Here is a 24,884-nt window from a genome sequence, read left to right as displayed (position 1 = left end):
CGGCACCCTGCCTGCTGGAAGGTTATGCCTGCGCGGTTGGTAAGTCTTACCTATTTACCCCGATATGATCACGAGATCGGCAGAATTTTGCGAAATCAGGTGAATTCTGGTAGAGGCTCCCACCTGGGAAGGCTTTCATGATCGAAGAGCAGGACACCCGGATTCTCGCCCATCTCCAGAGGGACGGCCGCGCCACCAACCAGCAGCTGGCCGACGAGGTCGGCATGTCCACCTCGGCCTGCTGGCGCCGGGTGCGGGCTCTGGAGGAGAGCGGCGTCATCCGGGGCTATGCGGCGCTGGTCGCGCGCGAGCAGGCGGGCTTTGCGATGTCGGCCATTCTCCACGTCTCGCTGGAGCGGCATGACGCGAAGTTTGTCGACGAGTTCGTGGCCAGGGTCACGAAGCGCCGCGAGGTGCTGGAGTGCTTTGCTACCACGGGCGACGCCGATTATCATCTGCGCGTCGTCGTGCAGGACATGGCGGCCTACAACCGCTTCCTAGACGAGTTCATGTTCCGCATCCCCGGCATCCGCTACGTCCGCAGCAATGTTGTGCTGAAGGAGATCAAGACGGGGGTGGCGCTGCCGTTTTGAGGGAGCGCAGGACGACACGGTGGACGCAAGGTGCGCAACTCCATCCCCTCACCCGAGCAGGCCGCGCAGCGGCCGTCTAAGGGCGAGGCCGACAGCCGGGCCTTCATCGTTCGAGACGCTTGCTTCGCAAGCTCCTCAAGATGAGGATCAGCGCTGCTCCCGCACGAACCTGTTGCGCAGCGTCCCGACACCCGTGATCTCGACTTCCACGACGTCGCCGTGCTTGATGTCCGGCGAGGCACCGTCGGTGCCCATCCAGATCACGTCGCCGGGCCATAGCGTGAAATACCTGGTCAGCTCGACCAGGAAGGGCACCACGCCGAAGATCATGTCGGCGGTCGCGAAGCGGTTGGTCTCCTTGCCGTTGACGCGGACGATCGTTTCCATCTTTTCGAGATCGGCTTCGGTCTCGATCCACGGTCCCATCGGCTTGAACGTGTCGGCGTTCTTGGAGCGCCACAGGCTGCGATCGGCCTTCTGCCAGCTGCGCTCGCTGACGTCGTTTCCGATGGTGTAGCCGAACACGCAATCCATCGCGTTCTTCTCCGTGAGATGCTTCACCTTCTTGCCGATGACGACGACGAGTTCGCCCTCGTAGTGGATCTTGTCCGTCGCGAAGGAGGGGATCACGACCTCCTCGTCATGGGCGATCAGCGCGTTCTGCGCGCGATAGCCGATCTCGGGCCTGTCAGGCACCGCCGGCACCTCGCCGCGCTTGTCGGCGGCTTCCTTGAGGTGCTTCAGATAGTTCAAGCCGACGCAATAGAAGGTGCGCGGGATCAGCGGAATTTCGATCTTGACCTCGGACAACGGAAGGATCCGCGAGGAACGCTGCCATCCGGCGAAGGGATCGCCATCGACCGCGATCACCCGGTCGCCTTCGACGATTCCCCAGGACGTCTTGCCCGAGGCGGCGAATTTCAGCCAGCGCATGTCATGTCCTCGCTATTTCGGTGCATCGCGCGGCTGCACCTTCCAGGCGCCGGCAGCCGGCCGCTCGAGCCCGAGGTTTTCGCGTAGCGTCCTGCCGCGATAGTCCGTCTGGAACAGGCCGCGACGCTGCAATTCTGGTACGATATGCTTGACGAAATCGGCGTAGGAGCCGGGCACGTAGGTTGCGGCGATGACGAAGCCATCGCAACCGCGCTCCACGAACATCTCTTCCAGCTTGTCGGCGATCTCCTTGGGACCGCCGACCATCGCGTCCTGCACTTGCCCGCGGCCGGAGAAGGTGACGAAGTCGCGCGCGCTCGGGTTGCTCTTGCCTGACGCCCTCAGTACGCCGTCGCGGATACCCAGGATGCCCTGCATGCTCTTCAGTTCTTCCGTCGTCAGCGGCTCGTCAAGATCCTTGGAGGCGAAATCGTAGTTGAGCGCTTCGGCGAGCAGCGACAGCGCGTCGATCTGGAGCGGCAGCTTGTCGATCAGCGCCATCCTGTCTTCGGCCTCAGCCTTGGTTGCGGCGCAGACCGGCGTGGTCAGATTGCACAGGAGCATCTGGTCAGGGTCGCGGCCGGCCGTTGCCGCTTCGTTGCGCACGGCTGCATAGCCGTCCTTGGCGGCGGCGAGATTGCGCGCGGCGGTGAAGATCACCTCGCCCCAGCGCCCGGCGAAGCGCTGGCCGCGGCCCGAAGCGCCGGCCTGGATGATCACGGGATGGCCTTGTTGCGAACGCGGAACGGTGAACGGCCCGCGCGACTTGAAGGCCGGCCCCTTGTGGTCGAGCCGCTTCACCTTGGTGGGATCGGCGAAGCGACCGCTTTGCTTGTCCATGATCAGCGCGCCGTCTTCCCAGGTGTCCCAATGGCCGAGCACGACCTCCATGAACTCGTCGGCGCGGTCGTAGCGATAATCGTGCTCGGGGTGGGAATCGCGGCCCATGTTGAGCGCCTCACCGTCATTGAGCGAGGTGACGACGTTCCAGCCGGCGCGCCCGCCGGACATCAGGTCGAGCGTTGCGAAGCGGCGCGCCACGTCGAAGGGCTCATAGTAGGTGGTCGAGCAGGTCGCGCCCAGGCCGAGTTTCTCGGTGACCATGCCCATCGTGGTCAGAACGATCAGCGGATCCATCTTCACGCAGCGGATGCCGTATTCGACAGTGTGGGCGTGGTCGTTGCCGTAGCGGTCCGGCATCGCCAGGCGGTCGTCGAAGAAGGCCATGTGGAACTTGCCGGCCTCGAGGATTCTGGCGATCTCCTGATAATAGTCCGCCGACATCGAATCGTTGCGCGAGTCCGGATGCCGCCAGGAGCTCGGGAGGTTCGTGCAGTTCTGCGCCTGGAGGAAGCCGACCAATACCATCCGCCGCGTCATGCTGCTGTTCTCCCGATGACGTCAGGCCATATCGAGGATGGTGTCGAGCCTGTCTTCGCACGCCAGCGCGCGCAGCTTTTCCCGGGTGGCATCCTCGATCTCAATACCGTCGCGCAGCCGCTACAGCTCGCGCAAGCCGTCGATCTCACCGGAATACTAGACGTCCGCGGCATGGCGTTCCCTCGGCTTGCTGCCTTCAATAGGCTGCTTGTTGGGTGCCATCGTCTCAAAGCGCAGGAGCGATATCAATCTCCTGTAAACCAACACAGGGCTGCAAATTCGTAAAGAGAACGCGCCTTTGATCGACGACTCGTCCCACGCGGAGGCATTTCCGGCAGTTGTGCGTTGTTCGTTCGTTGCTCGTTCACTTTGATCGACGGTTTGCAGTGCGCAATAACGACCACTTAGGCGATCGCCGCTGATAAAGTCATCGGGATAAATAGGCAGAAATGCCCGGGAGCTGAGATCGTGCCGACGACACTCGCGCGCACCTTTGCGGCGTTGAGCGCCATCAATGAAGCGATCCTTTACGCGAGATCGCCGGACGAGCTGTACCAGAAGGTCTGCGACGCCGGATTTTCGAGCGGGGATTTTCTGGCTGTTGCCGCGTTCCTGGTGGAGCCGGACGGACGTCGGTTGCGCTTTGCGGCCGGCTGTGGCGATGACATTGCGCGGCTCCGCTCGATCGTGATCACGACGGAAGCCGGCACGCCAGAGGGATCCGGCGTCGGCGGCGAGGCATTTCGCGATCAGAAGCTGTGCGTCAGCAACGATTATCTGAACGATCCACGCTCGCTGGCCTGGCGCGAGGGTGCCGCCCAGGCCCACATCGGTGCGGCTGCGGCGCTGCCGCTGCTCTGCAACGGCAAGAGCGTCGGCGTCCTGTATGTGACGCGGAGCGAGGCCAACTCGCTGAACGAGCAGATGGTGTCGCTGTTCGAGCGCATGTCGGCGAACATTTCCTACGCACTGGACAATTTCGCCCGCGAGACCGCGCGGCAGACAAGTGAGCGGGCGACACGGCGGCTCAACCGCATGTTCGGTGCCATCAGCGCCACCAACGAGGCGATCCTGCGCGCCAAGTCCGAGCAGGAGCTGTACCAATTGGTGTGCGACGCCTCGGTCCACGGCGGCAAGTCGCTGGCGACCATCGTGCTGCTTCGCGAGCCGGATTCGCACTGGATGAAGCCCGTCGCCGCCACCGGACAGAACCTCGAGCTGGTCACCCAGGCGCGCTATTCCGTCGATCCGGAGAATCCCTACGGCAAGGGCATCTCGGGCGAGGTGTTTCGGACGCAGAAAGCCATCGTCGAGGACGATCTCGCCAGACGCACCAGGGGCACGCCGTGGGAGCAGGCCAACGTCAACACCGGCGTCGCTGCCTGCGTGGTCGCGCCGTTGATCAGGTACGGCGAGAGCGTTGGCGTGCTGCTGTTCTTCATCAGCCGTTCCTGGGCCAAGGACGAGGAGATCGTCGCGCTGCTGCTGCGTATGGCCGAGAACGTCTCGTTCGCGATCGAGAATTTCGGCCGCGAGGCCGAGAAAGCCTGGATCTCCGCCGAAGAAGAGTGCCTGGCGCGCATGTATGCGGCGCTCAGCGCCACCAACGAGGCGATCCTGCGGGCACGGTCGCGGGCTGAGCTGTTCGACCTCGTCTGCGAGGCGACCGCAACGGGAGCAAAGTTCACCTCGGCCACCGTCGCGCTGGTCGATCGACGCGCCGAGCTGCTGCGCGTGGTCGCCAGTTATGGACCGAATGCCGACGAGGTTCGTAAGTTCAAGTTCTCCACCTCCGACCAGGTGCCCGAGGGCCGCGGGCTGACCGGCACCGCGTTTCGCACGGGCCAGCCCGCGGTCAGCAACGACGTGCTCGCCGACGAGCGCATTGCGCCGTGGCACGCCAGCTGCCGCCGCAACGACATCGCTTCCGCGGCGGCATTGCCGCTGTTCAACGGCGACCGGGTGGAGGGCGTCTTTCTGTTCAACTCTCCGGGGCGCGGCACCTTCACGCCGGAACTCGTCGAGTTGCTGCGCAAGCTTCAGGCCAATGTCGCCTTCGCACTCGAAAGTTTCGACCGCGCCGACGAGAAGGCGCGGGCGGACAAGCAACGCAATCGTCTGAGCGGCATGTTCGAGGCGCTGAGCGCAACCAATGAAGCCATCATGCGCGCCAAGTCGCGTGAGGAGCTGTTCGAGGCTGCCTGCCAGGCGGCCGTGCTCGGCGATCTCTTCGCTTCGGCGACCATCGGCATCATCGATGAAGAGCGGGAGCTCGTTCAAGTCGTTGCGGTCAAGGGGCGCCTGCAGGAGCGCATGGCTGGACGCAGCTGTAACATTTCCGCCGGCCATCCCGAGGGCGAGGGCATCATCGGCACCTCGCTCCGAACCCGCCGGCCCAGTGTCATGAACGACTATCTGAACGAGCCGCGGTCGGCATACTGGCGCACAAAGGCCATCGAGGATGGAACGCGGGCTGCTGCCAGCTTCCCGCTTCTGAGGGCGGGAGAGAAGCCGGTCGGCATTCTGCTCTTCCTCGCGCTGGAAGAGGATACGTTCACGCCCGATCTGGTCGAGCTGCTCGGACGCCTGGCAGAAAACGTCTCCTTTGCACTCGACAATTTCGATCGTGCCGAGGAGAAGGTCCGGACCGAAGCGCAGAAGGAGCGCCTGACGCGCATGTTCGCGGCTCTGAGTGCGACCAACGAGGCGATCATGCGGGCAAAGTCGCGTGCCGAGCTGTACGACCTCGTATGCCTTGCAGCATCGAACGGTGCCAAGTTCACCTCGACTACGATTGCGCTGTCGAGGGCCGGCACGGACCAGCTTGAGGTCGTCGCCGCCGCCGGTCCGTCCGCCGAGACCACGCGCAACGTCCGTCTCTCCATCGATCCCGAGCGGCCCGAAGGGCGCGGCATGAGCGGTACGGCGTTCCGGACGCGTCGGCCCTGCATCAGCAACGACTATCTCAACGACGACCGCGTGAGCGCCTTCCACGCCATCGTGCGTGGCGACGGCGCGCGCTCGGGCGCGGCATTTCCGCTCATCGCGCACGACCAGGCCGTCGGCGTCATGATCTACCTGTCGACCGAAACGGCGACGTTCACGCTCGAATTCGTCGAGCTGTTGCAGCGCCTTGCCGACAACGTCTCCTTCGCAATGGAGAACTTCGATCGCGCCGACGAGAAGAAGCAGGCGGACGAGCGGATCGAGTATCTCGCCTCGCACGACAGCCTGACCGACCTGCCGAACCGCGAGACCTTCAACGGGCTGCTGCACGCGGCGATCGATACCGCGCGGCGGCACGATCACCGTTTTGCGGTGCTGTTCATCGATCTCGACCGTTTCAAGGTCATCAATGATTCGCTGGGTCACGAAGCCGGCGACCTGCTCCTGCTCGAGGTGGCGAACCGGTTGCGCGGCGCGCTGCGGGCCAGCGACGTGGTGGCGCGGCTCGGCGGCGACGAGTTCGTGGTGATCCTTGACCAGTGCAGCGAGATCGACGACGTCCAGTGCATCGCGACCGGGCTGCTTGCGGCACTCGCCGAGCCCATGGAGCTGGCGGGGCACGAGTGTCACACCACGGCCTCCATCGGCATTGCGATCTATCCGGCCAACGGCTCCGACGCGCAGACGCTGACCAAGAATGCCGACATGGCGATGTACCTCGCCAAGGAGGACGGCAAGAACGGCTATCGCTTCTTCTCCAACGAAGTGAAGACGCAGTCGATCGAGCGGCTGTCGCTCGAGAGCGCACTACGCCGGGCGCTGGAGCGCGGGCAGTTCTCGCTGAACTACCAGCCCAAGGTGGACATGGAGACCAGCCAGATCACGGGCGTCGAAGCGCTGCTGCGCTGGGCACATCCCGAACTCGGCAATGTCTCGCCGGCGCAATTCATTCCGCTTGCGGAGGAAACCGGGCTGATCGTGCCGATCGGCCGCTGGGTGCTGAACGAGGCCTGCGCGCAAGCCATGGCCTGGCAGCGCCGCGGCCTGTTGCCGCTGTCGATGGCGGTCAACCTGTCGCCGCGGCAGTTTGCCGACGAACATCTGTTGCAGGACGTCGACGAGGCGCTGGCCGCCAGCGGCATGTCGCCGGTGCTGCTCCAGCTTGAGGTCACCGAGAGCATGATGATGCGCAATGTCGGTCGCGCGCTCAAGGTGCTCGACTCCATCCAGAGCCGCGGCATCCGTCTGGCCATCGACGATTTCGGTACCGGCTATTCGTCGATGTCGCTGATGAAGCACTTTCCGATCGACACCATCAAGATCGACCGCTCCTTCGTGCGCGACCTGCCGCAGGACTCGGAGGATCAGGCGATCGCACAGGCGATCATCAGCATGGGCAAGGCACTCGGGATGACCGTCGTCGCCGAAGGCGTCGAGAACGCCGAACAGGAGGCCTTCCTGCGGACCCACGGCTGCGACGAGATGCAGGGCTTCCTCATCTCCAAGCCGCTGCCGGCGCGGCAGATCGCGGAGTTGCTGCGGCCGATGGTGCTGCCCGTCGCGCCGCCGCTTCAGCCGGAGCGGGATCCCGTCGCCGAGGAGGCCGCGGCGTTACGGTTGAAAAGCGCTGTCGTCTGACGGCTGCGGGTGCAGCTCACGAGGCTCGTGAGCCTCGCTTTCCTCCTTGCGCGGAAAATCGTCCGGCCACGGCAGCGAGGTCTGATCCTCGAACAGGGCGAGAAGCAGGCACGCGCCGTCGGCAAAGGTCGATCCGTCGCCGAGGCCGAGCGTGGATGACCACGCATCTGGCATCGGCTGGTGTGCGTCGCGCATCGCGATCGCGGGCCCCCACCACCAGGCCGGCGCCGGCGATCGTTCGTCCTCGGGCACGGCGAGCCAGCGGGCGAATTCGTTCACCACGCGCTCGAACTGCAGGCTTGCGGCCTGATGCATTCGCTCCGTGCTCCTTGTCGCGCCTGAAAGCAGGCCGATGCGCGCGCCCGGTCGTGGTCTTGAAGCTCTGAAGAACGGCGCGCCGCGCGGCCACGTATGCCGCTCCATCGGCGGCCATACCACAAGCACCCGGCGGCCAGAAAAGCGGCCGACGCGGGCTTTCATAGTCTCTTCATTCTCTTTAGCGGTTTAAGGTCCCCGCCGGCAAGGGCAATAAGGTTGCCTAACGCGATCTGAACGGATGCGCCTTCTGGTGCCAGGCCCAGGCCGTGCGGATGACCGTCGGCAGGTCGGAGTGACGTGGCACGAAGTTCAGTACCTTTCTCGCAGCAGAAGGATCCGCAACGAGATAAGTGGGATCGCCGGCACGGCGCGGCTTGACAGTGTGCGGCACCTCGCGCCCGGTCTCCTGCCTGATCGCATCGAGGATCTCCCGCACGGAAAATCCGGAGCCCGTGCCGAGATTGAAGCTGCCGCCGGCGTGGCCTTGTTCCAGAAGCTTCAACGCCGCGACATGCGCCGCCGCAAGGTCCGTGACGTGGATGTAGTCGCGGATCGCGGTGCCGTCGGGCGTGTCGTAGTCGTCGCCGAACACCGCGAAGTCGACATGTCCCTGAAGCGCCATCATGGCGCGCGGAATGAGGTGGGTTTCGTTGTCGCGCAACTCGCCGATGCCGCCGGCCGGATCGGCGCCACTGGCATTGAAATAGCGCAGGCAGAAAGCACCGAAGCCATAGGCCGTGCGGTAGTCGGCGAGCATGCGCTCGATCATCAACTTCGATGCGCCGTACGGATTGATCGGCGCGCAAGGAAAGTCTTCCGGCAGCTCCTTGGAATCGGCGTTGCCATAGACGGCGCCGGTCGAGGAAAACACGATGCGATGGCAGCCCGCGTTGCGCATGGCCTGCAGCAGCGACAACGTGCCCTGGACGTTGTTGATGTAGTATTTCTGCGGGTCGATCATGGACTCCCCGACGAGGCTCGCTGCCGCGAAATGCATCACCGCCGTGACCTTGTGGTCGGCGAAAGCGCGCGCCAGCACCGCGCCATCGAGCAGATCGCCCGTCACCAGCGGGCCGGAGACGAAGCTGCGGTGACCTGTCGAGAGATTGTCATAAACGACGGGCTGATAGCCGGCGGCGGTCAATGCGCGGCACGCATGCGAGCCAATATAGCCCGCGCCCCCGGTGACGAGGACGGTCGGTCGGTCGGTCATGTCGTCTTCTGCTCTTCTTCTAGCGGATGGGGCGGTTGCGGCTGAGCAGAAGATAGAGCGCGCGGGGGTTGGTGGTCAAATAGCGCCAGAGCAGACGGCGTGGCTCGAGCAAGGTGCGCCAGGCCCATTCGAGTCCGATCTTCTGCATCCATTGCGGCGCGCGGGAACGGCTCCCGGACAGGAAGTTGAACAGGCCGCCGGATGTCTTGATGACGCCAACATTGGTCAGATGCGCCGTAAACTCCTTCACGAATGCCTGCTCGTTGGGCACGCCGAGCGCGACCCACAGATAGTCCGGCGCCAGGGCGTTGATCTCCTCGACCTTGGCACGCAGCGCCTCGCCTCGCAGATAGCCGTGGCTGCGCCCGACGATCTTGAGCCGTGGATACATCTTCTGGACGTTCTCGACCGCAGCAGCGTTCTCGGCCTCGCTTGCGCCGAACATGTAGAACGTGCGGCCGATCGCTTCCGCCTTGCGCGCGACGACGTGGAACAGGTCCGTGGTGGCAACGCGCTCCGGCAGCGGGAACCAGGATTGAAGCTTCGAGGCCGCGACCAGCGGCTGACCATCGGCGTTGATCAGGTCGGCGGCGCGGAAGAGGCGCTCCGTCTGCGGTTCGGTCGAGCAGCGCGCCAGCACCTCGCCATTGGCCGAGGTCAGGAACAGCGGACGTCCGATGCGACTATCCGGATCGGTCGCCTCGATCATGAAATCGGCGGTGGCTTCCAGGTCGAGCGCGGCCATACGAAGCCCGCCGACCGTGATTCTCGGCACGTCGGCAGTCGCTGCCCGTCCGTCGAGGTTGACGCGGCGCTCAAGCATATTGTCTGCCTCGTTGGCGCGTTTGGATTGCTGGGGTGAGCTCCTCGAGCACGACGCCGACGAGCTTGCGCTCGGCGGGGCCGAGCGCGGCCAGGATCTCTTCCAGGTTGTCGTTGACGTCGAGGCTGGTCGGCAGCACTGCCACCAGCGAATCGGTGTCGTCGAGCAACTTGAAGTCGCCGGCCGACAACGGCATCGCCGGGCCGTCGAGGATCACGAGATCATAGCCGCCGGCGGAACGGGCCTGCGCAATCGCCTTGCGGATCGCGGCGGCAGCCTTGCCGGCATCGCCCTCCGCGGCCGGCAGTACGGAGATGCCGTTGACCGTCTTGATCTCGCGTGCGTGCTTGTTGCCGATCGAGAGCCATCCGAGCCTGCTCGGTTCGCTCTTGCTGGGACGGATGACCTTGTTCGAGAGCGAGCGTGCCTGACGGTCGGCATCGATCATCAGCACGCGGGCGCCGTCGCGCGCAGCCGCGAGCGCGAAATTCAGCGTGGTCACGCTACGTCTGGTGGTCTCGCCGGCCCCGACGAGCGCGATGACCGGCATCGCCTTGCCGCCGGCGCGCCGGGCTACCGCCGCGCGCATGTCGCGCCAGGCGTTGAGTAGTGTCGTCAAGGGAAAGCCGGGGCGGAGCGTTGGCCAGCCCAGCCGTGTGAGGTCGACGCCGCCGCCCGTAGCGAGTATGGCGCCGAGGGTGTGGATGACGTCGGCTTCCTGGAAGCGTGCGATCAGCGGCTTTTCGATCAGGGGCTGTTCGACCATTGAAGGCTGCAGCGGGGGCGCGGCAAGTTCCGGCGGAACCCGTTCGACTTCCGGAATTCGCGAGGCCGGCTGAGGCGGCGAAGCCTCTGGAGGGGGCGCGGGCTGCGGAGCTCGCACGGCATCCGGTGCCGGCGCGCGCTGTGGACGCGCAGGCGTCGGCGCTGGTGCGGTCGCACCGGTGAACAGGAGCTCGACCGCGACGAACCAGCTCGAGGCCGCGATCGCCCCGAAGACGAAGCCGATCATGGCGAACAGGCTCATCGCGGGCGGGAACGAGCGCCGCTGGGGCACCGTCGCCTCGCCGATGACGCGGGCCGCCGACGTGTTCAGGCTCTCCTGCTCCTCGGTCTCGCGCGAGCGCTTGAGAAAGGATTGATAGACGTCGCGGCTGGCATCGACCTCGCGTTCGAGTTCGCGCAGGCGCACGGCAGCCTGGCTCAGCTGGACGCTCTGTCGCTTCTGTGCTTCCAGCGCCCGGTTGAGGGAAGCTTCAAAATCGCGGGCGCGCGTCAAATCGTTCTTGGCGGACTGGGCGAAGCGGTCGATCTCCTCGTTGATGGTGCGCTTGAGGTCCTCGACCTGCTTCTCGGTCTGGCGCAGCGCCGGATGGCGCGGCCCGAGCTCGCTGGCCTGTTCCGCATATTTCTTGCGGGCATCGGCATATTGCGCGCGCAGATTCGCGATCGTCGGCGATTGCAGCGCCTCTGGGATCGCACCTGCATCCGCGGCCGTGCGCCGGCTCGTCTCGATCTGATCGAGCCGTGCCTGCGCATCCATCGTCGCCGCACGGGCCGCGGAGAGACGCTGGTTGCTGGCGGAGAGTTGCTGGTCGCTGATCAGCGCATCCTGGGTGCCGACGAAATTGTTCTGGGCCTTGTAGGCGGCAAGCGCAGTCTCGGCGTTGCGCAGCCGATCGCGCAGCTCCTTCAGGCGGCTGGAGAGATCGGTGGTCGCGCGCCGTGCGGCCGAAGCCTGCGAGCTGCGGGATTCGGCAAGGTAGGCATTGGTCAGCGTGTTGGCCAGCATCGCCGCTTTCGCCGGATCCGTCGACCAGACCTCGATATCGACGATGAAGCTCTTCTCGGTCTTGCGGACGGCGATGTGCTTGTTCAATGCGTCGAGCGCAGCAAGCTGCACTTCATTCTTCTCCGCGGCGGAAGGTGCGCGGGCGTGCAGGCCGATCAGCCCGAGCAGCGACGACATCAGGCTCGTGCCGCCCCCGCCGCCGAATTCCGGATCCTTGTCGAGACCTGCCTGCTGGATCACCTGGAGCAACACGCTGTTGGAGGTGATCAGGCGTGCCTGGCTCTCCACCACCATGGACATGCCGGAGACGTCCTGGGCGCGGGGCGTGAGCTCGCGGTCGACGAGTTGAAGCTCGCGCGGGTCGACATAGAGCTGAGCCGTGGCGGTGTAGCGCGGCGTTAGGCTCTTGCCGACGACAACGGCGAGCGTCGCACCGAGCAGGGCGGCCGCGGTGATCGCGACCTTTCGCCGCCACAACAGATTGGCGAGCTCGATGACGTTGAAGCCGGCCTGAGACTTCCGTTGCGAGGCCACCGGTCCGGCCCGATCGATCGGCTGGTCATAGTCAAGCATGATCCCCAGCTTTCATTCCAACTGCCGCGGGCTGAGGGGTTACTCTTCGCTTTACGCTACGCACCCGGGATATGGGGGCCCAATCAACGCAACAGGGAAAATTAACCATACTCACTGAGGGACTATTCACCGAAATGGCAAACAAAGCGTTTAAGCGCATACCGCCCATCGGGGCGTCCTCGTGACGCTCGCGACACCGGGGCCTTCCAGGGATTAACGATTCGTTACCGCGCGCGGCGTGGCCGCGAGCCGCAGCTCGATCAGTGATGGGCCAGGCACGCGTCACGGCTGTCAGATCTTCCGCAGGATGACGTGATAGTCGCCGCGACGGACGTCGGTGCCGCGCGGGAGCACGGCGTTCAGCACCGCGGCGCCGGCGTCGATCAGGGCTGCAAACAGCGGCTTGCGCCGGCGCATCTCGGGATAGCGCGGACTCTCGACCTCGCGACGATAGATCATCTCGAGGCCGTTGGCGGTCGCGAATGCTTCGAGCCGGGGCAGCGTCACCAGCGGATGGAAGAACGTCGGGAACGGTGGCTCGCCGGGCAAACCGGCATCCTTGATGCCGCGGATGTGCCGGTAGAACCAGACGTGAAACCAGTGCGGCGAATATTTGGTGACGACACCTGAGAGCGAGCGCGGATTGGGCGCACCGATCAGGATCATCCCGCCGCGCTTGAGTGCGTCACGGAAGTTCAGGAGCGCGGCGTCGACGTTCGGCAGATGCTCGATCACGTTGTAGCAGATCACGAGATCGAAGGTCTCGGGTCCGAAGCGGTAGGTCTGGACGTCGCCGAGGATCGCCTCGTCGGCGTAGGTGTTGTTGCGGACCTGGTCCTCGTCGATGTCGACCACCGTGACCTTGCTGCGGCTCAGCAATTCCGGTGGGAGAACGCTGCACGAGCCGCCGCCGGCTTCATAGATGGCGAGCCGGTCCCGCGGCAGCTCGCGGCACAGCACGTCATGGACGGCGAGCAGGCTGTCGCGGGCTTCGCCGGGGACCAGATCGTGCAGCGCCTGGGTAGGTGGTGTGGACGCGGAGACATTGATTGCCGTGGCTGTCGCGAAGTCGATCGTGGCTGGCTTGTTCATGATTTTCTGACCGCGCTTGTTCTGTTCAATTTTACAGGAGAAGACTCGCTCGCCCGAAGAGCAAATCCGATGCCGCGCCGTCTCACTGATCGCAGTGCTTACGGCCGGGTTAATGCGTATAGGCGTTAACTACGGCATTGTTCATGTTGAGACATTGTCGGCACACTGGACCGCGAATTGCACTAACACGCATGCGAGGTTCTGCGGCAGAAACCCGCGAAGGCGGTTAAGTGCCTAGTGTTATGTCAGGATGGCTGGAGATCGCCGCGCGCCGGCCGTTCATTCTGGCACGCATCTGTTCCGCGGCGGCGTGCCATCGCGGGACGAGGTCGATCCGCGCGATCGAAGCAGGGCTTTTTCAATACATCTCGGACATCTAGAACGTCATGACATTGATCCCGACAGACCTGTCCGCCACGCGCGTCTCGGATGCCGTGCGCGATCCCAACCGGGAGATCGCGGCGAGCTCTGATGTCATCGACCTGTCGGTCGGCATCGTCGTCTGCATCCCCTGCTTCCGCCGTCCGCAGCACCTGCGGCTGACGCTGGAATCGCTGGCGAACCAGCGCACCCCGCGTTCCTTTGCGGTCGTCATGGTCGAGAACGATGCCATCCGGCGCGAAAGCGCCCCGGTTGCGGCGGAGTTTCTGGCCGCTGGACGGCTCCAGGGCGTCTGCCTCATCGAGAAGCGGCAGGGGAACTGCCAGGCAATCAATGCTGCATTCGAGACGGCGCAGGAGCTGTTTCCCGCCGCGACCCGTTTCCTGATGATCGACGACGACGAGATCGCATCAAGCGACTGGCTCGAACTGATGGTCCGCACTGCGGAGGCGACCGGTGCCGACGTGGTCGGCGGGCCGGTGCTGCCGGTCTTCGACGACGACAGCAAGCCCTGGCTTTCGCGTCATCCCGCCTTCTGTCCCGCCTACGATTACAGCGGCGCGGTGCCGCTGATCTACGGTTGCGGCAATTGTCTGATCACGCGTGCCGCCTTCGAGCGGTTCGATCGTCCCGCGTTCGACCTGCGCTTCAATTTTCTTGGCGGCGGCGATTGCGATTTCTTCGTGCGATGCCGCGACGCCGGCATGCTGTTCCACTGGACGGCGGACGCCGTCATCAGCGAGACCGTGCCGCACAACCGCACCAGCCTGGGCTGGATCGCAAAGCGCGGCCTGCGCATCGGCGCGATCAACTATCGTGTGCAGTACAAGGCCGCGCAGAACACGGCGGCGCGTGCGCGGGTGTTCGTGCAGATGCTTGGGCGGGTGCCGCTGTCGCTGGTTCGCGCCGCAGCCCTGCTGAGATCGTCGAAAGCAGTCGTCGCGATGCATCCCGTGATGGTTGCGCTCGGCGCTGCCCTGGCAGCCTTTGGCCTCGAGCCGAAGCCTTATGAAGCCTCGAAGATCGTGTCCTGATGCCGCGGCGACGGACTAGATGCCGAAGCGGGCGAGGACGACCCTGATCGCGGCGCGTGGCAGCGATCTGAGCGACCGCCGGCCGATCATCGCAATGTAAGCGAAGGCTTCGCGATATCTGCCGAAGCGAACCGCCTGCATCGCCGAATAGGTGACGAGATGAATCTCGGCGGCCCGGCGCAATCCGCTTGCCGCGCCCTCGGGGAGCCTCGCCAGGATCAGCCCGTCGTCGAAAACCCGCGCGACCGCCGGCAGGAAATCCTGCGGGGTACGCACCGCCGCGTTCATCGTGTTGGCCGTATGCAGGCGATAGTCGAGCAGAAGCTTCGGCGCGAATTCGAACTCGCCGATCGCTGCAAGGCGGCACCAGCAATGCCAGTCCTCGCAATATCGGAGCGAGACGTCGAAACCGCCGACGGCGCGGAAGGTGTCCGCACGGGTGAGCACGATGCCACCGTTGACGATGAAGTTCCCGGCGGCGAGCTGCACCAGCACGTCGCCGGACGGCTTGCGGCGTCCCTTCAACAGGTCGCGCCGGCCGATCTGCCGTCCTTCGCTATCGATCGTGTTGTAGTCGCCGTAGACGAGAACCGCGCGCGGAGCACCGCGCGCCGCCGACAGCAGCGCCGCCACCGCGCCGGGACGGAGGCGGTCGTCGGAATCGAGGAAGAGCAGCCACTCGCCGCTCGCATGCCGGGCGCCGAGATTGCGCGCCGCCGAGACACCCGTGGAGTCGTTCTGCATCAGGCGCAACCGCGCGTCTCGCACGGCCCGGACGATCGCAACTGTTTCGTCGGTCGAGCCGTCGTCGACGACGATCACCTCGGTCACCTCGGGCTGCGCCAGAGCGCTGGCGAGCGTTTCGCCGACATAGGCTGCGGCGTTCTTGGCGGGAATGACGACGGACACCGACGTAGTTGAGCCGAGCCGAAGCGGGAGGCGCGCTGGCGCCGCGGCGCGGGTTGCGGCTGGCAGTTCGAGAACGTCTTCGGCGGTGATCAAGTTGCGGCTCGTCTTTAATGATCTGTTAACCGGGACCTATCGGCCGCGTTGGCAACGCTGACGATCGCAAGTCCGGCTGCCGGCGGATGATACTCGCTTTCCGGTCAAGCCGTTGCCGCGAAGGTCTACGCGGCGCCGGTTTCGCGTATTAGCGTTAAGCCGGGCCATCGAGCCGGTGGCAGATCTGGAAGAGTGCGGCCGGCTCGGCTGCACCAATGTCCGCCATTGTCGGGATGCTGGTTGACGGATGGTTAACGGGGACGAGCTAGAAATTGGAGCTCCTCCGCGTACCACTTGCCTGGAATGCAGTTTGGACCGCAGCGCCGCAGACATGATTGAGATCGAGGCGAGATCGTTGGGCCATGTCCTGCGCGACGGCCTTGCGCGGCTCAATGCTTTGCAGGCGGCGCGTTGCCTCGTCGCGATCGGGGCGCTGCTGTTGGTGCTGGTGACGCTCGATCCGTTCCCCGACCTGCGCAACCCCGACGTCACCACCGTCGTCGGCGGACGAATGGCGCTGACCTATGTTTTCTGGGGCCTCCTGGCTGCGGTCGCCGTGCTGTGCGTCGCGGCTTCGGATGCGCCCGCGCTGAAGAGCCTGCTGACGCCGCTTCATCTCTGCCTCGTGGGCTGGCTGCTGGTCAACATCGTCTTCTCCGAGAGCCGCGGCGTTTCGCTTCAGCGGTTCGTGCTCGCGGCCAGCGTGACGTCGCTCGCCGTCTTGCTGCCGTTGCTGCCGCCGACGCAGCGCAGCTTCAATCTTTGCCTGGGTATCGCCGCGCTCGTGCTGCTCGCGCTCTGCTATCTCGGCGTCGTCCTCGCGCCGCAATATTCGATCCACACGGCCCTCGACATCGCCGAGCCGCAACTTGCCGGCGACTGGCGCGGCACCTTTGGCCACAAGAACATCGCCTCGCCCGTGATGACCATCCTTGTCTATGTCGGCATCTACCTGTCCGCCGTGGGCTCGTTCGTGATGGGGCCGGCGATCGCAGCGCTGGCCGGCATCTTCCTGATCTTCACCGGCGGCAAGACGTCCTCGGTGCTGTGCCTGGCGATCTACGCGCTCGCCTCGCTTGTCTATGTCACGCCAGGCCTGTGGCTGAAGCGGATCATCTGCTTCGTGCCGCTGATCGCGATGAACCTGTTGACCGTCGGCAGTGTCATGAGCCCGGTGCTCGGCGGCGTGACGCGGCTGCTTCCGCTCGATCCCACCTTCACCGGCCGCTCCGCGATCTGGGAGTTCGCGCTCGCGGCCGTCGCGGAGAAGCCGATCATCGGCCACGGCTATGCGGCGTTCTGGGACGACGTGACGGCACGTCAGACTGCGCAAGGTGCCGAATGGGCAACCACTGCGGCCCACAGTCACAACAGCTATCTCGACCTCGCGGTCACAATCGGCCTGCCGGGCCTGCTGCTGGTCGTTCTCGTCTTTGTGCTCGCACCGCTGGGCAACTTTCAGACGGCCCAGGCGCGCAGCCGCAGTGGCGCACTGGCCAAGCTGTTCCTCACCGTGTGGTTGTTCGGCCTGTACTACGGAGCCACCGAGACGTTCCTGCTCGACCGGCAGAATCCCATCTGGTTCATGTTCGCTCTTGCCGTGGCCGGCCTGCACTTCCTGGCAAGGTTCCAATGCGTCGAGCAGAGAGAGCCGGGACGCTGACAGCTTGTCGCAGCCGGGCCGCCGGTGACATCGGCTTAAGGATAAGCGGCAAGGTTGCTTGTGGTCTGCAGCAAAACATAATCTACCGGGAAACCTTCAGTAGTCGTATGTCCGGCGGAATGACGTTTCTCAGCGTCGAGCAACTAGACGGCCAGGTGTCCAGCACGTCGGGAATCGCGATCGATTTCGTGCGTGAGTGGCGGCACGTGGCCTCGCGCCCGAGCGCCGGTCACCGCGCCGCGTTCCAGCATGTTGACTGGCTCGACGCCTGGTACGAGGCGTTTCGCGACGTCGCCCCGCTGATCGCCGTGATCTCCGATGTGGCCACCGGCAAGGACATCGCGATCGTGCCGATGATCCGCCATATCAGGCGCGGCATCCGCATCGTCGAGTTCGCGGACCTCGGCGTCTCCGACAACAACGCGCCGATCCTGGCGCTCGATGCCGCGCCGGACGCGGGGGCGACGGATGCGATCAACAAGGCATTGATCGACGCGTTGCGCGCGCTGCCCGACCGTTTCGATCTGCTCCGCCTGAGGAAGATGCCGGCCCAGATCGGCGGCAAGCCGAACCCGCTGGTGTCGCTCGGCCGGATCGGATCCTCCTCGCTCAATGGCAATCTCGTGTTGATGGGCGATGACTATCGCGACTACCAGGCCGCGATCAAGCGCCTGCAGATGCCGCGCTGCTGGCGGGTCTTCAGCCGCCATGCCGGCGCGCGATTCGAGATCGCCGCGAACGTCGGGCGCGCGCATGAACTGCTCGACGTGATGGATGCGCAGCAGCAGGCGCGCATGCGAAAGCTCGGCTCGCCGTTCGTCCTCAACGACGAGACCCATGCGCGGTTCTATCGCGAGGTCGTCCGCCGGGGCGTCGCGGAAGGTTATGCCACCGTCTCGGCGCTGGTGTGCGATGAGGGCATCGTCGCCACCGCGCTCGGCGTCAAGCACGGCGCGACCTATGTCCTGCTGCGCATCAGTCACGCCAGCGATTCATGGTCGAGCTGCTCGCCCGGCCTGCTCGTGACCGAGCGCACCATGGCGGCGCTGCATGCGCAGGGCCTGCGCCGCTTCGACCTCAGCATCGGCAATCAGGACTACAAGCGGCGCCTCGGCGCCGAGAGGGTGCCGCTGACCGATGTCAGCGTCGCGCTGTCCTGGCGCGGTTTGCCCTACGCATGGCGCGATCATGCCGCGCAGGGCCTGCGCCGCTATCCGAAGCTCGCCGCCCTCGCGGCGCGGGCGATGGGCAAGGGAGTGCGATAGCGCCACGCCCGGTTGCAGGATCACGCGAATATCGCAATTGATGTGCTATCGTCGTCTGCGCTTCCCGGAGGCGACATGGAAGATCGTTCGACAAAATATCGTGCATTCTATGCACAGCTGATTTGTGCCGCTGCGAAGACTGCGGATCCTCGCATCGAGCAGGCGTTTCGGACCGTCAGGCGCGAGCCGTTCGTCGGGCCCGGGCCGTGGTCGATCTCCTTCGGCAGTCACCCCTATGTCGTGACACCCGATGACGATCCTGCCTTCATCTACCAGAACGCGCTGCTGGCGTTGGACGCGGCGCGCGGCCTCAATATCGGAATGCCCGGTGCGCACGCCTACTGGCTCAGCGGTTGCGCCGTCAGGGAAGGCGAGACCGTGGTCCAGATCGGCGCGGGCAGCGGCTATTACACCGCGATCCTCGCTCATCTCGTCGGACCCGGCGGCCGCGTTCACGCCTATGAGATCGACTCGCGCCTTTCGGCGCTCGCGCGCGACAATCTGAAGGACATTGCCCATGTGGATGTGCGCGAACGCTCCGGCATCGCGTCGGATCTGCCCGCTGCGGACGTGATCTACGTCTGCGCGGGCGCGGCGCAGCCGGCTGCGGAATGGCTCGATGCGCTGCGGCCCGGCGGGCGGCTGGTGTTCCCGTTGGCGCCGGAGGGCACGCTCGGCGGCATGTTGATGATCACCCGCCCGGATAGCGGCGCGATCTGGCCAGCGACATTCCTCGGCCGTGCCCAGTTCATCGGCTGTGCCGGATTGCAGGACGCCGAGGTCGGTCGGCGATTGAGTGAGGCGTTCGCAAGAGGATGGGAAGGCGTGCAGTCTCTGCGGAGAGAAGGCACTCCCGATGAGACATGCTGGTTTGCCGGTGAGGGCTGGTGGCTGTCGACGGCCCCGGCCCCTCAGCCGACGGATTCAGCTCCGCCCTACGCCGACATCACGCGAATCTAGTCTAGCGAGAGGCCGCCGCCTTACGATCCCGTGCAACTGGCGCAGCGAAGCCGGCCGCGCGAGGCGCGGAATAGGCTGCGACAATACCAGCGGCGCGCAAGCGCCTGTGCGGGCTTGCGGATCATCTGCGCGATCAACAAGAGTTCGAAGGCCATTCGTATCGTTCGTTGTCTCGTTCGTTGTCGAGTATTCCGGTCATAGATGGGGCGGCATCCTCGAATGAGAATGCCGCCCGAGTCGCATCAGCCATGCGTCGGTCGTAAGCTGAACTGCGAGGCTCAGCCGTGCAGCTTCTTCGCGGTTTCCGCGATCTGGCGCCCCTGATAGCGAGCGCCGGCGAGCTCGTTGCTGCTGGGCTGGCGGCTGCCGTCGCCGCCGGTGATGGTGGTGGCGCCGTAGGGTGCGCCGCCGGTGACCTCGTCGAGCTTCATCTGGCCGGCGAAGCCGTAGTTCATGCCGACCACGACCATGCCGAAATGCAGCAGGTTGGTGATGATCGAGAACAGCGTGGTCTCCTGGCCGCCGTGCTGGGTCGCGGTGGAGGTGAAGGCGCCGCCGACCTTGCCGTGCAGCGCGCCCTTGGCCCACAGCCCGCCGGCCTGATCGAGGAAGTTCGCCATCTGCGAGGCCATCCGGCCGAAGCGGGTGCCGGTGCCGACGATGATCGCGTCGTAGTTGGCGAGGTCCTCGATTTTGGCGACCGGCGCGGCCTGGTCGAGCTTGTAATAGGAGGCTTTCGCGACCTCGGCCGGCACCAGCTCCGGCACGCGCTTGATGTCGACGGTGGCGCCGGCCTCGCGCGCGCCTTCGGCGACGGCATTGGCCATCGCTTCGATATGGCCATAGGCGGAATAATAGAGGACGAGAACTTTGGTCATGGTGGTCTCCGTTGAGTGGTGAGGTGAGTCGTTCTGTTCGGTGTCGTTGCCGGGCTTGACCCGGCAACCCATCGCTCTTCGAAGCTTCATGCGAAGGCGATGGATGCCCGGCTCAAGGCCGGGCATGACGAGTTGGTGTGTGGATGCGCTCTAGGCTGCGTCGACGAGCACGAGCTCGGAGTCTTCGAGCGCGGTGATCTTCAGCCGCTTCTCGTCGCGGATCGCGGCGCCGTCGCGGGCATTGACGCGGACGCCGTTGATCTCGACGGAGCCCGCAGCGGGCACGAGGTAGAGGTGCCGCGACTGCTGCGGCTCATACTCGGCGCTCTCGCCGGCCTTCAGCGTGCTGGCGAGCACCCGCGCATCGGCGCGGATCGGCAGTGCGTCCTTATCGTCCCCAAATCCGCTCGCAATGGTGACGAGCTTGCCGGAGCGGTCCGCCTTCGGGAACGGTTTGGAGCCCCAGGTCGGCTGGCCGCCTCGCGCGGTCGGCTCGATCCAGATCTGAAAGATCTGCGTCCTGGTCGGCTCGAGATTGTACTCGGAGTGGCGGATGCCGCTGCCGGCGCTCATCACCTGCACATCGCCCGCTTCAGTCCGGCCTTCGTTGCCGAGGCTGTCCTGATGGGTGATTGCGCCCTCGCGCACATAGGTGATGATTTCCATGTTGGCGTGGGGATGGGCGGGAAAGCCGGTGTTCGGTGCGATCTCGTCGTCATTCCACACCCGCAAGGCGCCGTGGCCCATGTTGTTCGGGTCATAGTGGCCAGCGAATGAGAAGTGATGCTTGGCCTTGAGCCAGCCGTGGTCGGCGCCGCCGAGCTTTGCGAAAGGTCTGAGTTCGATCATCTGCGCAATTCCTTGATGTCCGATTGACCTCTTGGATAAGCCTTCGCCTGTGGTATAGAAATAGAAACTGTTGAAACGCATTGTTTCCTTAAATGCCCCGTTAGGACCGGCTGCCATGGCAAAACTCCCAGACTTCGAAGCACTCGCGATCTTTGCCAAAGTCGTGGAGCTGCGGTCGTTTGCGGGGGCTGCGGGCGAGCTGGCGATGTCCAAGGCGACGGTTTCGAAGGCCGTGACCCGGCTGGAGGAGCGGCTCGGCGCCCGGCTGTTCAACCGCACCTCGCGCCGTCTCGCGCTGACCGATGCCGGCCACAAGCTGGCCGAGCGTGCGACGCGCCTCTTGGCCGACGGCGAGGCGGCCGAGAACGAGGCGCTGGCGCAATCGGTCGCGCCGCGCGGGCTGGTGCGGCTGGCCGTCCCCATGACGTTCGGCATCAAGGCCGTGGCGCCGCTGCTGCCGGAGTTCTTCGAAGCCTATCCGGAAGTCTCGGTCGATCTGCATTTGAGCGATGCGACCGTCGACCTGATCGGCGAGGGTTTCGACATGGCGGTGCGGATCGCGCGGTTGCCGGACTCTTCGCTGATCGCGCGGCGGCTCTTCACCATGCCGCGCTACACGGTCGCCGCGCCGTCGTATCTGAAGCGCCACGGACGGCCGACGCATCCAATGCATCTCGCCCAGCACAAGTGCTTCAGCTACGCTTATCTCTCGACGCCGAACGTCTGGCACTACACAAATTCCGCCGGCGAGCAGGTCAGCGTACGCCCGGGAGGACAACTTCGCGTCAACAACGGCGAAGCCGTGATGCCGGCACTGATCGCCGGCCTCGGTATCGCCGAGCTGCCTGAATTCATCGTCGGCGAAGCCATTTCCTCCGGCGAGGTCGAAGTCATCCTGAAGGACTGGACGCAGGCCGAAGGCGCCGTGCACCTGGTGACGCCGCCCGGCGGCCCGCGTCCCGCACGCGTCGAAGCGCTCGGCGATTTCCTGGCGGCGGAGCTGCCCAGCATCTGCAAGCGGCGGTCGAAGATGGGTGCCAGAGCCACATAGCTGCCGTACCAACCATTTAGTGGCTGCTACGGCATCTCGCGTAATCGGACTAAGACACCTCCACGCCATCGCTTGCGACAATTCGCAAGTTCGGCCTCAGCGTCTCCTCCAGCTGCATCTTCAACTCGTGAACGCGCGGATCGCTCGAGCGTGCTGCGCAGGCGGCGTATTGATGGACGGATTGCGCCAGTGCGCGCCGCGCGTCCGGCGTTCGCGTCACGTCCGGTCTTGAGAGCCGCAACACGATCGCGGCGAGATTGACCAGCATCTCGTCCAGAGCGACGTCGATGGTTCCAGGATTGCGCATCACTCTCTCCCTGGGAGGGCAACAGCGGGTCCGGACATGCGTTCCCGGCTCTGGACCGGACATGGCTAACGCTTCGTAAACGTCCTGTTCTTGCCGCTTGGCAGGTCAGGCTATCAACGTAGCAAAGAAAATCAGGGGGAGGCACCGAAGCCGCAGATCGATGACGGCAAGCTGCGCGTGCTCGGCAATTGCGGCGCGCATCGCCAGACGCGATGGCGCAGCCGATGACGAGTCCTGATGTCCTCGAGGCGCTCGAGGCCTTGGGCAGTCTCGTTGCCTATCAGGACGCGCCGGCCTTCTCGGACTTCGTCGCGACCGGCGGCACACGGCTGATCGCGGCGGTGAAGAAGACCGGCAAGGTTGAATAGGTTCCCGCACTTCTTTCACATTTTTTTGTTGGTCCAGAACCGGCTCTCGCCTCATTGATTGAAGAGATTCGTCGGATTCGAGAAGGACCGAGACATGCGAGCAGAGCGGATTGTGCTGGGTGTGGCGCTTGCGGTTGGCGGCATCGCCGCGCAGGGCGCAGTATTCGCTGAGGAATACCGCGGCACGATGGAACAGCAGATGGCTTGTACGCCCGATGTATGGCGTCTGTGCAGCGACCAGATTCCCGATGTGAATCGCATCACGGCTTGTCTGCAGCAGAACACGCCGCAGCTCTCAAGCGGCTGCCGCGCGGTGTTCCAGTCCAACAACCAGATGCCGCAACAACAGCCGGTGCCGCGCAATCGCGCCGCTCCGCCACCGCGTTACAACGCGGCTCCGCCACCTCCGCCCGCGCGGCCGCAGCCCTACGACGAGGAAGACTAGCCGCTCGGAAGCATGATCCGCAAAAGTGCGCTGCGGTTTTGCGAAAGGATTGTGCTCAAACAACGAGCTCAATCGCAACGACGATTCGTCCTCATCTCATCGCGATTTAGGGACGGTGCTCACAGACATCGACCCACTCGGCGGCGACCAGCTCTGCCAGCCGATCAGGCGTGATCCGCACCGCGCTGTGGGTCGAGCCTGCGGCCGGAACCACGACGTCGAACGCCTTCAGCGAGACATCGCAATAGATCGGCAGGGGCGATTTCAGGCCGAAGGGGCAGACGCCGCCGACCTCGTGCCCGGTGATGTCGGCGACTTCCTCCAGACCCAGCATCTTCGGTTTGCCGCCGAACTGCGCCTTCACCTTCTTGTTGTCCATGCGTGAGGTGCCGGCGGCGACGATCAGGATCACGCGCTCGCCGATCCGCAACGACAGCGTCTTGGCGATCCGTCCCGGCTCGACACCATAGGCTTCGGCCGCCAGCGCCACGGTCGCGGAGCTGATCGGGGATTCGATGACGGAGATGTCGGGGGCTTTCTCGGCGAAGAAGGCGCGAACGGATTCCAGGCTCATTCCAGTCTCACGGGCGGGCGGCGATACCTACCTCAGATGATACCTGGCAGCTCGGAGAGCGAATGGACGCGGTGGTCCGGTGCAAAGCCAAGCTCGTCCATCTGGGTGCGGATCGCCTTGAACATGGTGAGCGGTGCCACGAGTTCGTTCTCGACGCAAGCCAGTGCCATCGCTTCGGGCGTCACCCGCTCGATCCAGGCAACCTTCAATCCGAACGATTTCGCCCCGGCGGCGTCCCAGGGATTGGAGGAGACGAAAAGTACCTCGTCCGGCCCGGTGCCGAGCACATCGCCGATCAGCTCATAGGCCTGCGGGCTCGGCTTGAAGATTTTCTTCGCATCGACGCTGATGGTGGCATCGAGCAGGGCATCGAGCCCGGAATTGCGCACCAGCGCATTCAGCATGTCCGGGCTGCCGTTGGAGAGGATGGCGAGCTTGCGCGGCTTCAGCGCCGTGAGCGCTGCCGTCGCGTCCGCATAGAGATCGAGGTGCAGATATTTCTCGATCACACGCTCGAATGCGTCGTTCTCGTAAGCAAGCCCCAATATTCGCAGCGTATAGGCGAGCGAGTCGCGGGTGACGACGGCAAGATCCCGGTAGCGTTGCATCAGCGAGCGCAACCATGTGTATTCGAGCTGCTTGATGCGCCAGACCTGCGTGATGATCTCGCCATAGCCCGGAAACGCATCCTCCGTGATGTCAGCGACCGACTGGATGTCGTACAACGTTCCGTAGGCGTCGAAGACGACGGCTTTGATGCTCATGGGCTGTCCTTCCAGGCCGTTGTGGTTCGCAAGAACTCCGCT

21 protein-coding genes and 1 pseudogene are annotated in these 24,884 nt (G+C 64.8%); 9 read left to right on the top strand and 13 right to left on the bottom strand.

The annotated features are described in order from the left end of the window. Positions 1-137 precede the first annotated feature (137 nt). Entirely contained in the window at positions 138-593 is a 456-nt protein-coding gene (locus EHH60_RS30690) for an Lrp/AsnC family transcriptional regulator (RefSeq protein WP_124163086.1), read from the top strand. A gap of 147 nt (positions 594-740) precedes the next feature. On the opposite strand, the gene EHH60_RS30685 is transcribed toward EHH60_RS30690, so the two are convergent. Together EHH60_RS30685 and EHH60_RS30680 are read right to left on the bottom strand one after the other, a co-directional pair. Next, entirely contained in the window at positions 741-1,526 is a 786-nt protein-coding gene (locus EHH60_RS30685) for a fumarylacetoacetate hydrolase family protein (protein WP_124163085.1), read from the bottom strand. 12 nt (positions 1,527-1,538) lie between these two features. Then, positions 1,539-2,906 (bottom strand): LLM class flavin-dependent oxidoreductase, encoded by a 1,368-nt coding sequence (locus EHH60_RS30680; protein WP_124163084.1) that lies wholly within the window; start codon positions 2,904-2,906, stop codon positions 1,539-1,541. Between the two features lie 468 nt (positions 2,907-3,374). Between EHH60_RS30680 and EHH60_RS30670 the strand changes: the two genes are divergently transcribed. Then, the gene (locus EHH60_RS30670) at positions 3,375-7,490 is read left to right on the top strand and encodes a bifunctional diguanylate cyclase/phosphodiesterase (protein ID WP_199752237.1); all 4,116 of its coding nucleotides are present in this window, start codon (positions 3,375-3,377) and stop codon (positions 7,488-7,490) included. Here the strand turns inward: EHH60_RS30670 and EHH60_RS30665 are convergent. The 5 genes from EHH60_RS30665 to EHH60_RS30645 all read right to left on the bottom strand — a co-directional run bounded on the left by EHH60_RS30665 (position 7,464) and on the right by EHH60_RS30645 (position 13,301). Further along, positions 7,464-7,805, bottom strand: a complete 342-nt coding sequence (locus EHH60_RS30665; RefSeq protein ID WP_124163116.1) for a hypothetical protein — start codon at positions 7,803-7,805, stop codon at positions 7,464-7,466. The two genes, EHH60_RS30670 and EHH60_RS30665, sit on opposite strands and share 27 nt — an antisense overlap. 223 nt (positions 7,806-8,028) lie before the next feature. Continuing rightward, on the bottom strand, positions 8,029-9,021 hold the full coding sequence (gene galE, locus EHH60_RS30660; RefSeq protein ID WP_124163082.1) for a UDP-glucose 4-epimerase GalE: 993 nt from the start codon (positions 9,019-9,021) through the stop codon (positions 8,029-8,031). Positions 9,022-9,040: 19 nt separating this feature from the next. Continuing rightward, entirely contained in the window at positions 9,041-9,844 is an 804-nt protein-coding gene (locus EHH60_RS30655; protein WP_124163081.1) for a WecB/TagA/CpsF family glycosyltransferase, read from the bottom strand. After that, on the bottom strand, positions 9,837-12,209 hold the full coding sequence (locus EHH60_RS30650; RefSeq protein WP_124163080.1) for a Wzz/FepE/Etk N-terminal domain-containing protein: 2,373 nt from the start codon (positions 12,207-12,209) through the stop codon (positions 9,837-9,839). Before EHH60_RS30650 ends, EHH60_RS30655 begins: the two co-directional genes overlap by 8 nt. A gap of 291 nt (positions 12,210-12,500) precedes the next feature. Next, positions 12,501-13,301 carry a class I SAM-dependent methyltransferase gene (locus EHH60_RS30645; protein WP_124163079.1) on the bottom strand — a complete coding sequence of 267 codons (801 nt, stop codon included), beginning with the start codon at positions 13,299-13,301 and terminating at the stop codon, positions 12,501-12,503. Between the two features lie 386 nt (positions 13,302-13,687). Between EHH60_RS30645 and EHH60_RS30640 the strand changes: the two genes are divergently transcribed. After that, positions 13,688-14,716, top strand: a complete 1,029-nt coding sequence (locus EHH60_RS30640) for a glycosyltransferase family 2 protein (RefSeq protein ID WP_124163078.1) — start codon at positions 13,688-13,690, stop codon at positions 14,714-14,716. 15 nt (positions 14,717-14,731) lie between these two features. Here EHH60_RS30640 and EHH60_RS30635 read toward each other — a convergent pair whose 3' ends face one another. Next, on the bottom strand, positions 14,732-15,718 hold the full coding sequence (locus tag EHH60_RS30635) for a glycosyltransferase (protein ID WP_124163077.1): 987 nt from the start codon (positions 15,716-15,718) through the stop codon (positions 14,732-14,734). Between the two features lie 310 nt (positions 15,719-16,028). Between EHH60_RS30635 and EHH60_RS30630 the strand changes: the two genes are divergently transcribed. The 3 genes from EHH60_RS30630 (at position 16,029) to EHH60_RS30620 (ending at position 19,606) form a co-directional block, all read left to right on the top strand. Then, a complete protein-coding gene (locus tag EHH60_RS30630; RefSeq protein WP_124163076.1) occupies positions 16,029-17,381 on the top strand; it encodes an O-antigen ligase family protein in 1,353 nt (450 codons plus the stop codon). A 119-nt stretch (positions 17,382-17,500) separates the two neighbouring features. Then, a complete protein-coding gene (locus EHH60_RS37750) occupies positions 17,501-18,646 on the top strand; it encodes a GNAT family N-acetyltransferase (RefSeq protein WP_199752233.1) in 1,146 nt (381 codons plus the stop codon). A gap of 75 nt (positions 18,647-18,721) precedes the next feature. Then, positions 18,722-19,606: a protein-L-isoaspartate O-methyltransferase family protein gene (locus EHH60_RS30620; protein ID WP_199752231.1), complete on the top strand. Its 885-nt coding sequence runs from the start codon at positions 18,722-18,724 to the stop codon at positions 19,604-19,606. 278 nt (positions 19,607-19,884) lie between these two features. Here EHH60_RS30620 and wrbA read toward each other — a convergent pair whose 3' ends face one another. Together wrbA and EHH60_RS30610 are read right to left on the bottom strand one after the other, a co-directional pair. Beyond that, positions 19,885-20,484: an NAD(P)H:quinone oxidoreductase gene (gene wrbA, locus EHH60_RS30615; protein ID WP_124163074.1), complete on the bottom strand. Its 600-nt coding sequence runs from the start codon at positions 20,482-20,484 to the stop codon at positions 19,885-19,887. Between the two features lie 150 nt (positions 20,485-20,634). Next, entirely contained in the window at positions 20,635-21,333 is a 699-nt protein-coding gene (locus tag EHH60_RS30610; protein ID WP_124163073.1) for a pirin family protein, read from the bottom strand. A 115-nt stretch (positions 21,334-21,448) separates the two neighbouring features. Here EHH60_RS30610 and EHH60_RS30605 point away from each other — a divergent pair, with 115 nt between their 5' ends. Next, positions 21,449-22,384, top strand: coding sequence for a LysR family transcriptional regulator (locus EHH60_RS30605; RefSeq protein WP_124163072.1), 936 nt, complete (start codon positions 21,449-21,451; stop codon positions 22,382-22,384). A gap of 49 nt (positions 22,385-22,433) precedes the next feature. On the opposite strand, the gene EHH60_RS30600 is transcribed toward EHH60_RS30605, so the two are convergent. Beyond that, positions 22,434-22,691, bottom strand: coding sequence for a hypothetical protein (locus EHH60_RS30600; protein WP_199752229.1), 258 nt, complete (start codon positions 22,689-22,691; stop codon positions 22,434-22,436). Positions 22,692-22,838: 147 nt separating this feature from the next. Here EHH60_RS30600 and EHH60_RS30595 point away from each other — a divergent pair. Then, positions 22,839-23,059 (top strand): annotated as a pseudogene (locus EHH60_RS30595) (tripartite tricarboxylate transporter substrate binding protein); the annotation flags it as partial. Between the two features lie 94 nt (positions 23,060-23,153). Then, positions 23,154-23,504, top strand: coding sequence for a hypothetical protein (locus EHH60_RS30590; protein WP_124163070.1), 351 nt, complete (start codon positions 23,154-23,156; stop codon positions 23,502-23,504). Positions 23,505-23,610: 106 nt separating this feature from the next. Here the strand turns inward: EHH60_RS30590 and EHH60_RS30585 are convergent, their stop codons facing one another. Beyond that, entirely contained in the window at positions 23,611-24,078 is a 468-nt protein-coding gene (locus EHH60_RS30585; protein WP_124163069.1) for a YbaK/EbsC family protein, read from the bottom strand. Between the two features lie 32 nt (positions 24,079-24,110). Further along, positions 24,111-24,842: a haloacid dehalogenase type II gene (locus EHH60_RS30580; RefSeq protein ID WP_124163068.1), complete on the bottom strand. Its 732-nt coding sequence runs from the start codon at positions 24,840-24,842 to the stop codon at positions 24,111-24,113. Positions 24,843-24,884 lie beyond the last annotated feature (42 nt).

The sequence above is a fragment of the Bradyrhizobium sp. RP6 genome (assembly GCF_003837805.1).
In the GTDB taxonomy this organism is placed as follows: Bacteria; Pseudomonadota; Alphaproteobacteria; order Rhizobiales; family Xanthobacteraceae; genus Bradyrhizobium.
This window is presented reverse-complemented; position numbering and strand designations above follow the sequence as displayed.

Coding starts and splice junctions, on each gene's coding strand:
- EHH60_RS30690 (WP_124163086.1), top strand. CDS start 138: ATGATCGAAGAGCAGGACACCCGGATTCTCGCCCATCTCCAGAGGGAC.
- EHH60_RS30685 (WP_124163085.1), bottom strand. CDS start 1,526: ATGCGCTGGCTGAAATTCGCCGCCTCGGGCAAGACGTCCTGGGGAATC.
- EHH60_RS30680 (WP_124163084.1), bottom strand. CDS start 2,906: ATGACGCGGCGGATGGTATTGGTCGGCTTCCTCCAGGCGCAGAACTGC.
- EHH60_RS30665 (WP_124163116.1), bottom strand. CDS start 7,805: ATGCATCAGGCCGCAAGCCTGCAGTTCGAGCGCGTGGTGAACGAATTC.
- galE (WP_124163082.1), bottom strand. CDS start 9,021: ATGACCGACCGACCGACCGTCCTCGTCACCGGGGGCGCGGGCTATATT.
- EHH60_RS30655 (WP_124163081.1), bottom strand. CDS start 9,844: ATGCTTGAGCGCCGCGTCAACCTCGACGGACGGGCAGCGACTGCCGAC.
- EHH60_RS30650 (WP_124163080.1), bottom strand. CDS start 12,209: ATGCTTGACTATGACCAGCCGATCGATCGGGCCGGACCGGTGGCCTCG.
- EHH60_RS30645 (WP_124163079.1), bottom strand. CDS start 13,301: ATGAACAAGCCAGCCACGATCGACTTCGCGACAGCCACGGCAATCAAT.
- EHH60_RS30640 (WP_124163078.1), top strand. CDS start 13,688: ATGACATTGATCCCGACAGACCTGTCCGCCACGCGCGTCTCGGATGCC.
- EHH60_RS37750 (WP_199752233.1), top strand. CDS start 17,501: ATGACGTTTCTCAGCGTCGAGCAACTAGACGGCCAGGTGTCCAGCACG.
- EHH60_RS30620 (WP_199752231.1), top strand. CDS start 18,722: ATGGAAGATCGTTCGACAAAATATCGTGCATTCTATGCACAGCTGATT.
- wrbA (WP_124163074.1), bottom strand. CDS start 20,484: ATGACCAAAGTTCTCGTCCTCTATTATTCCGCCTATGGCCATATCGAA.
- EHH60_RS30610 (WP_124163073.1), bottom strand. CDS start 21,333: ATGATCGAACTCAGACCTTTCGCAAAGCTCGGCGGCGCCGACCACGGC.
- EHH60_RS30605 (WP_124163072.1), top strand. CDS start 21,449: ATGGCAAAACTCCCAGACTTCGAAGCACTCGCGATCTTTGCCAAAGTC.
- EHH60_RS30600 (WP_199752229.1), bottom strand. CDS start 22,691: ATGCGCAATCCTGGAACCATCGACGTCGCTCTGGACGAGATGCTGGTC.
- EHH60_RS30590 (WP_124163070.1), top strand. CDS start 23,154: ATGCGAGCAGAGCGGATTGTGCTGGGTGTGGCGCTTGCGGTTGGCGGC.
- EHH60_RS30585 (WP_124163069.1), bottom strand. CDS start 24,078: ATGAGCCTGGAATCCGTTCGCGCCTTCTTCGCCGAGAAAGCCCCCGAC.
- EHH60_RS30580 (WP_124163068.1), bottom strand. CDS start 24,842: ATGAGCATCAAAGCCGTCGTCTTCGACGCCTACGGAACGTTGTACGAC.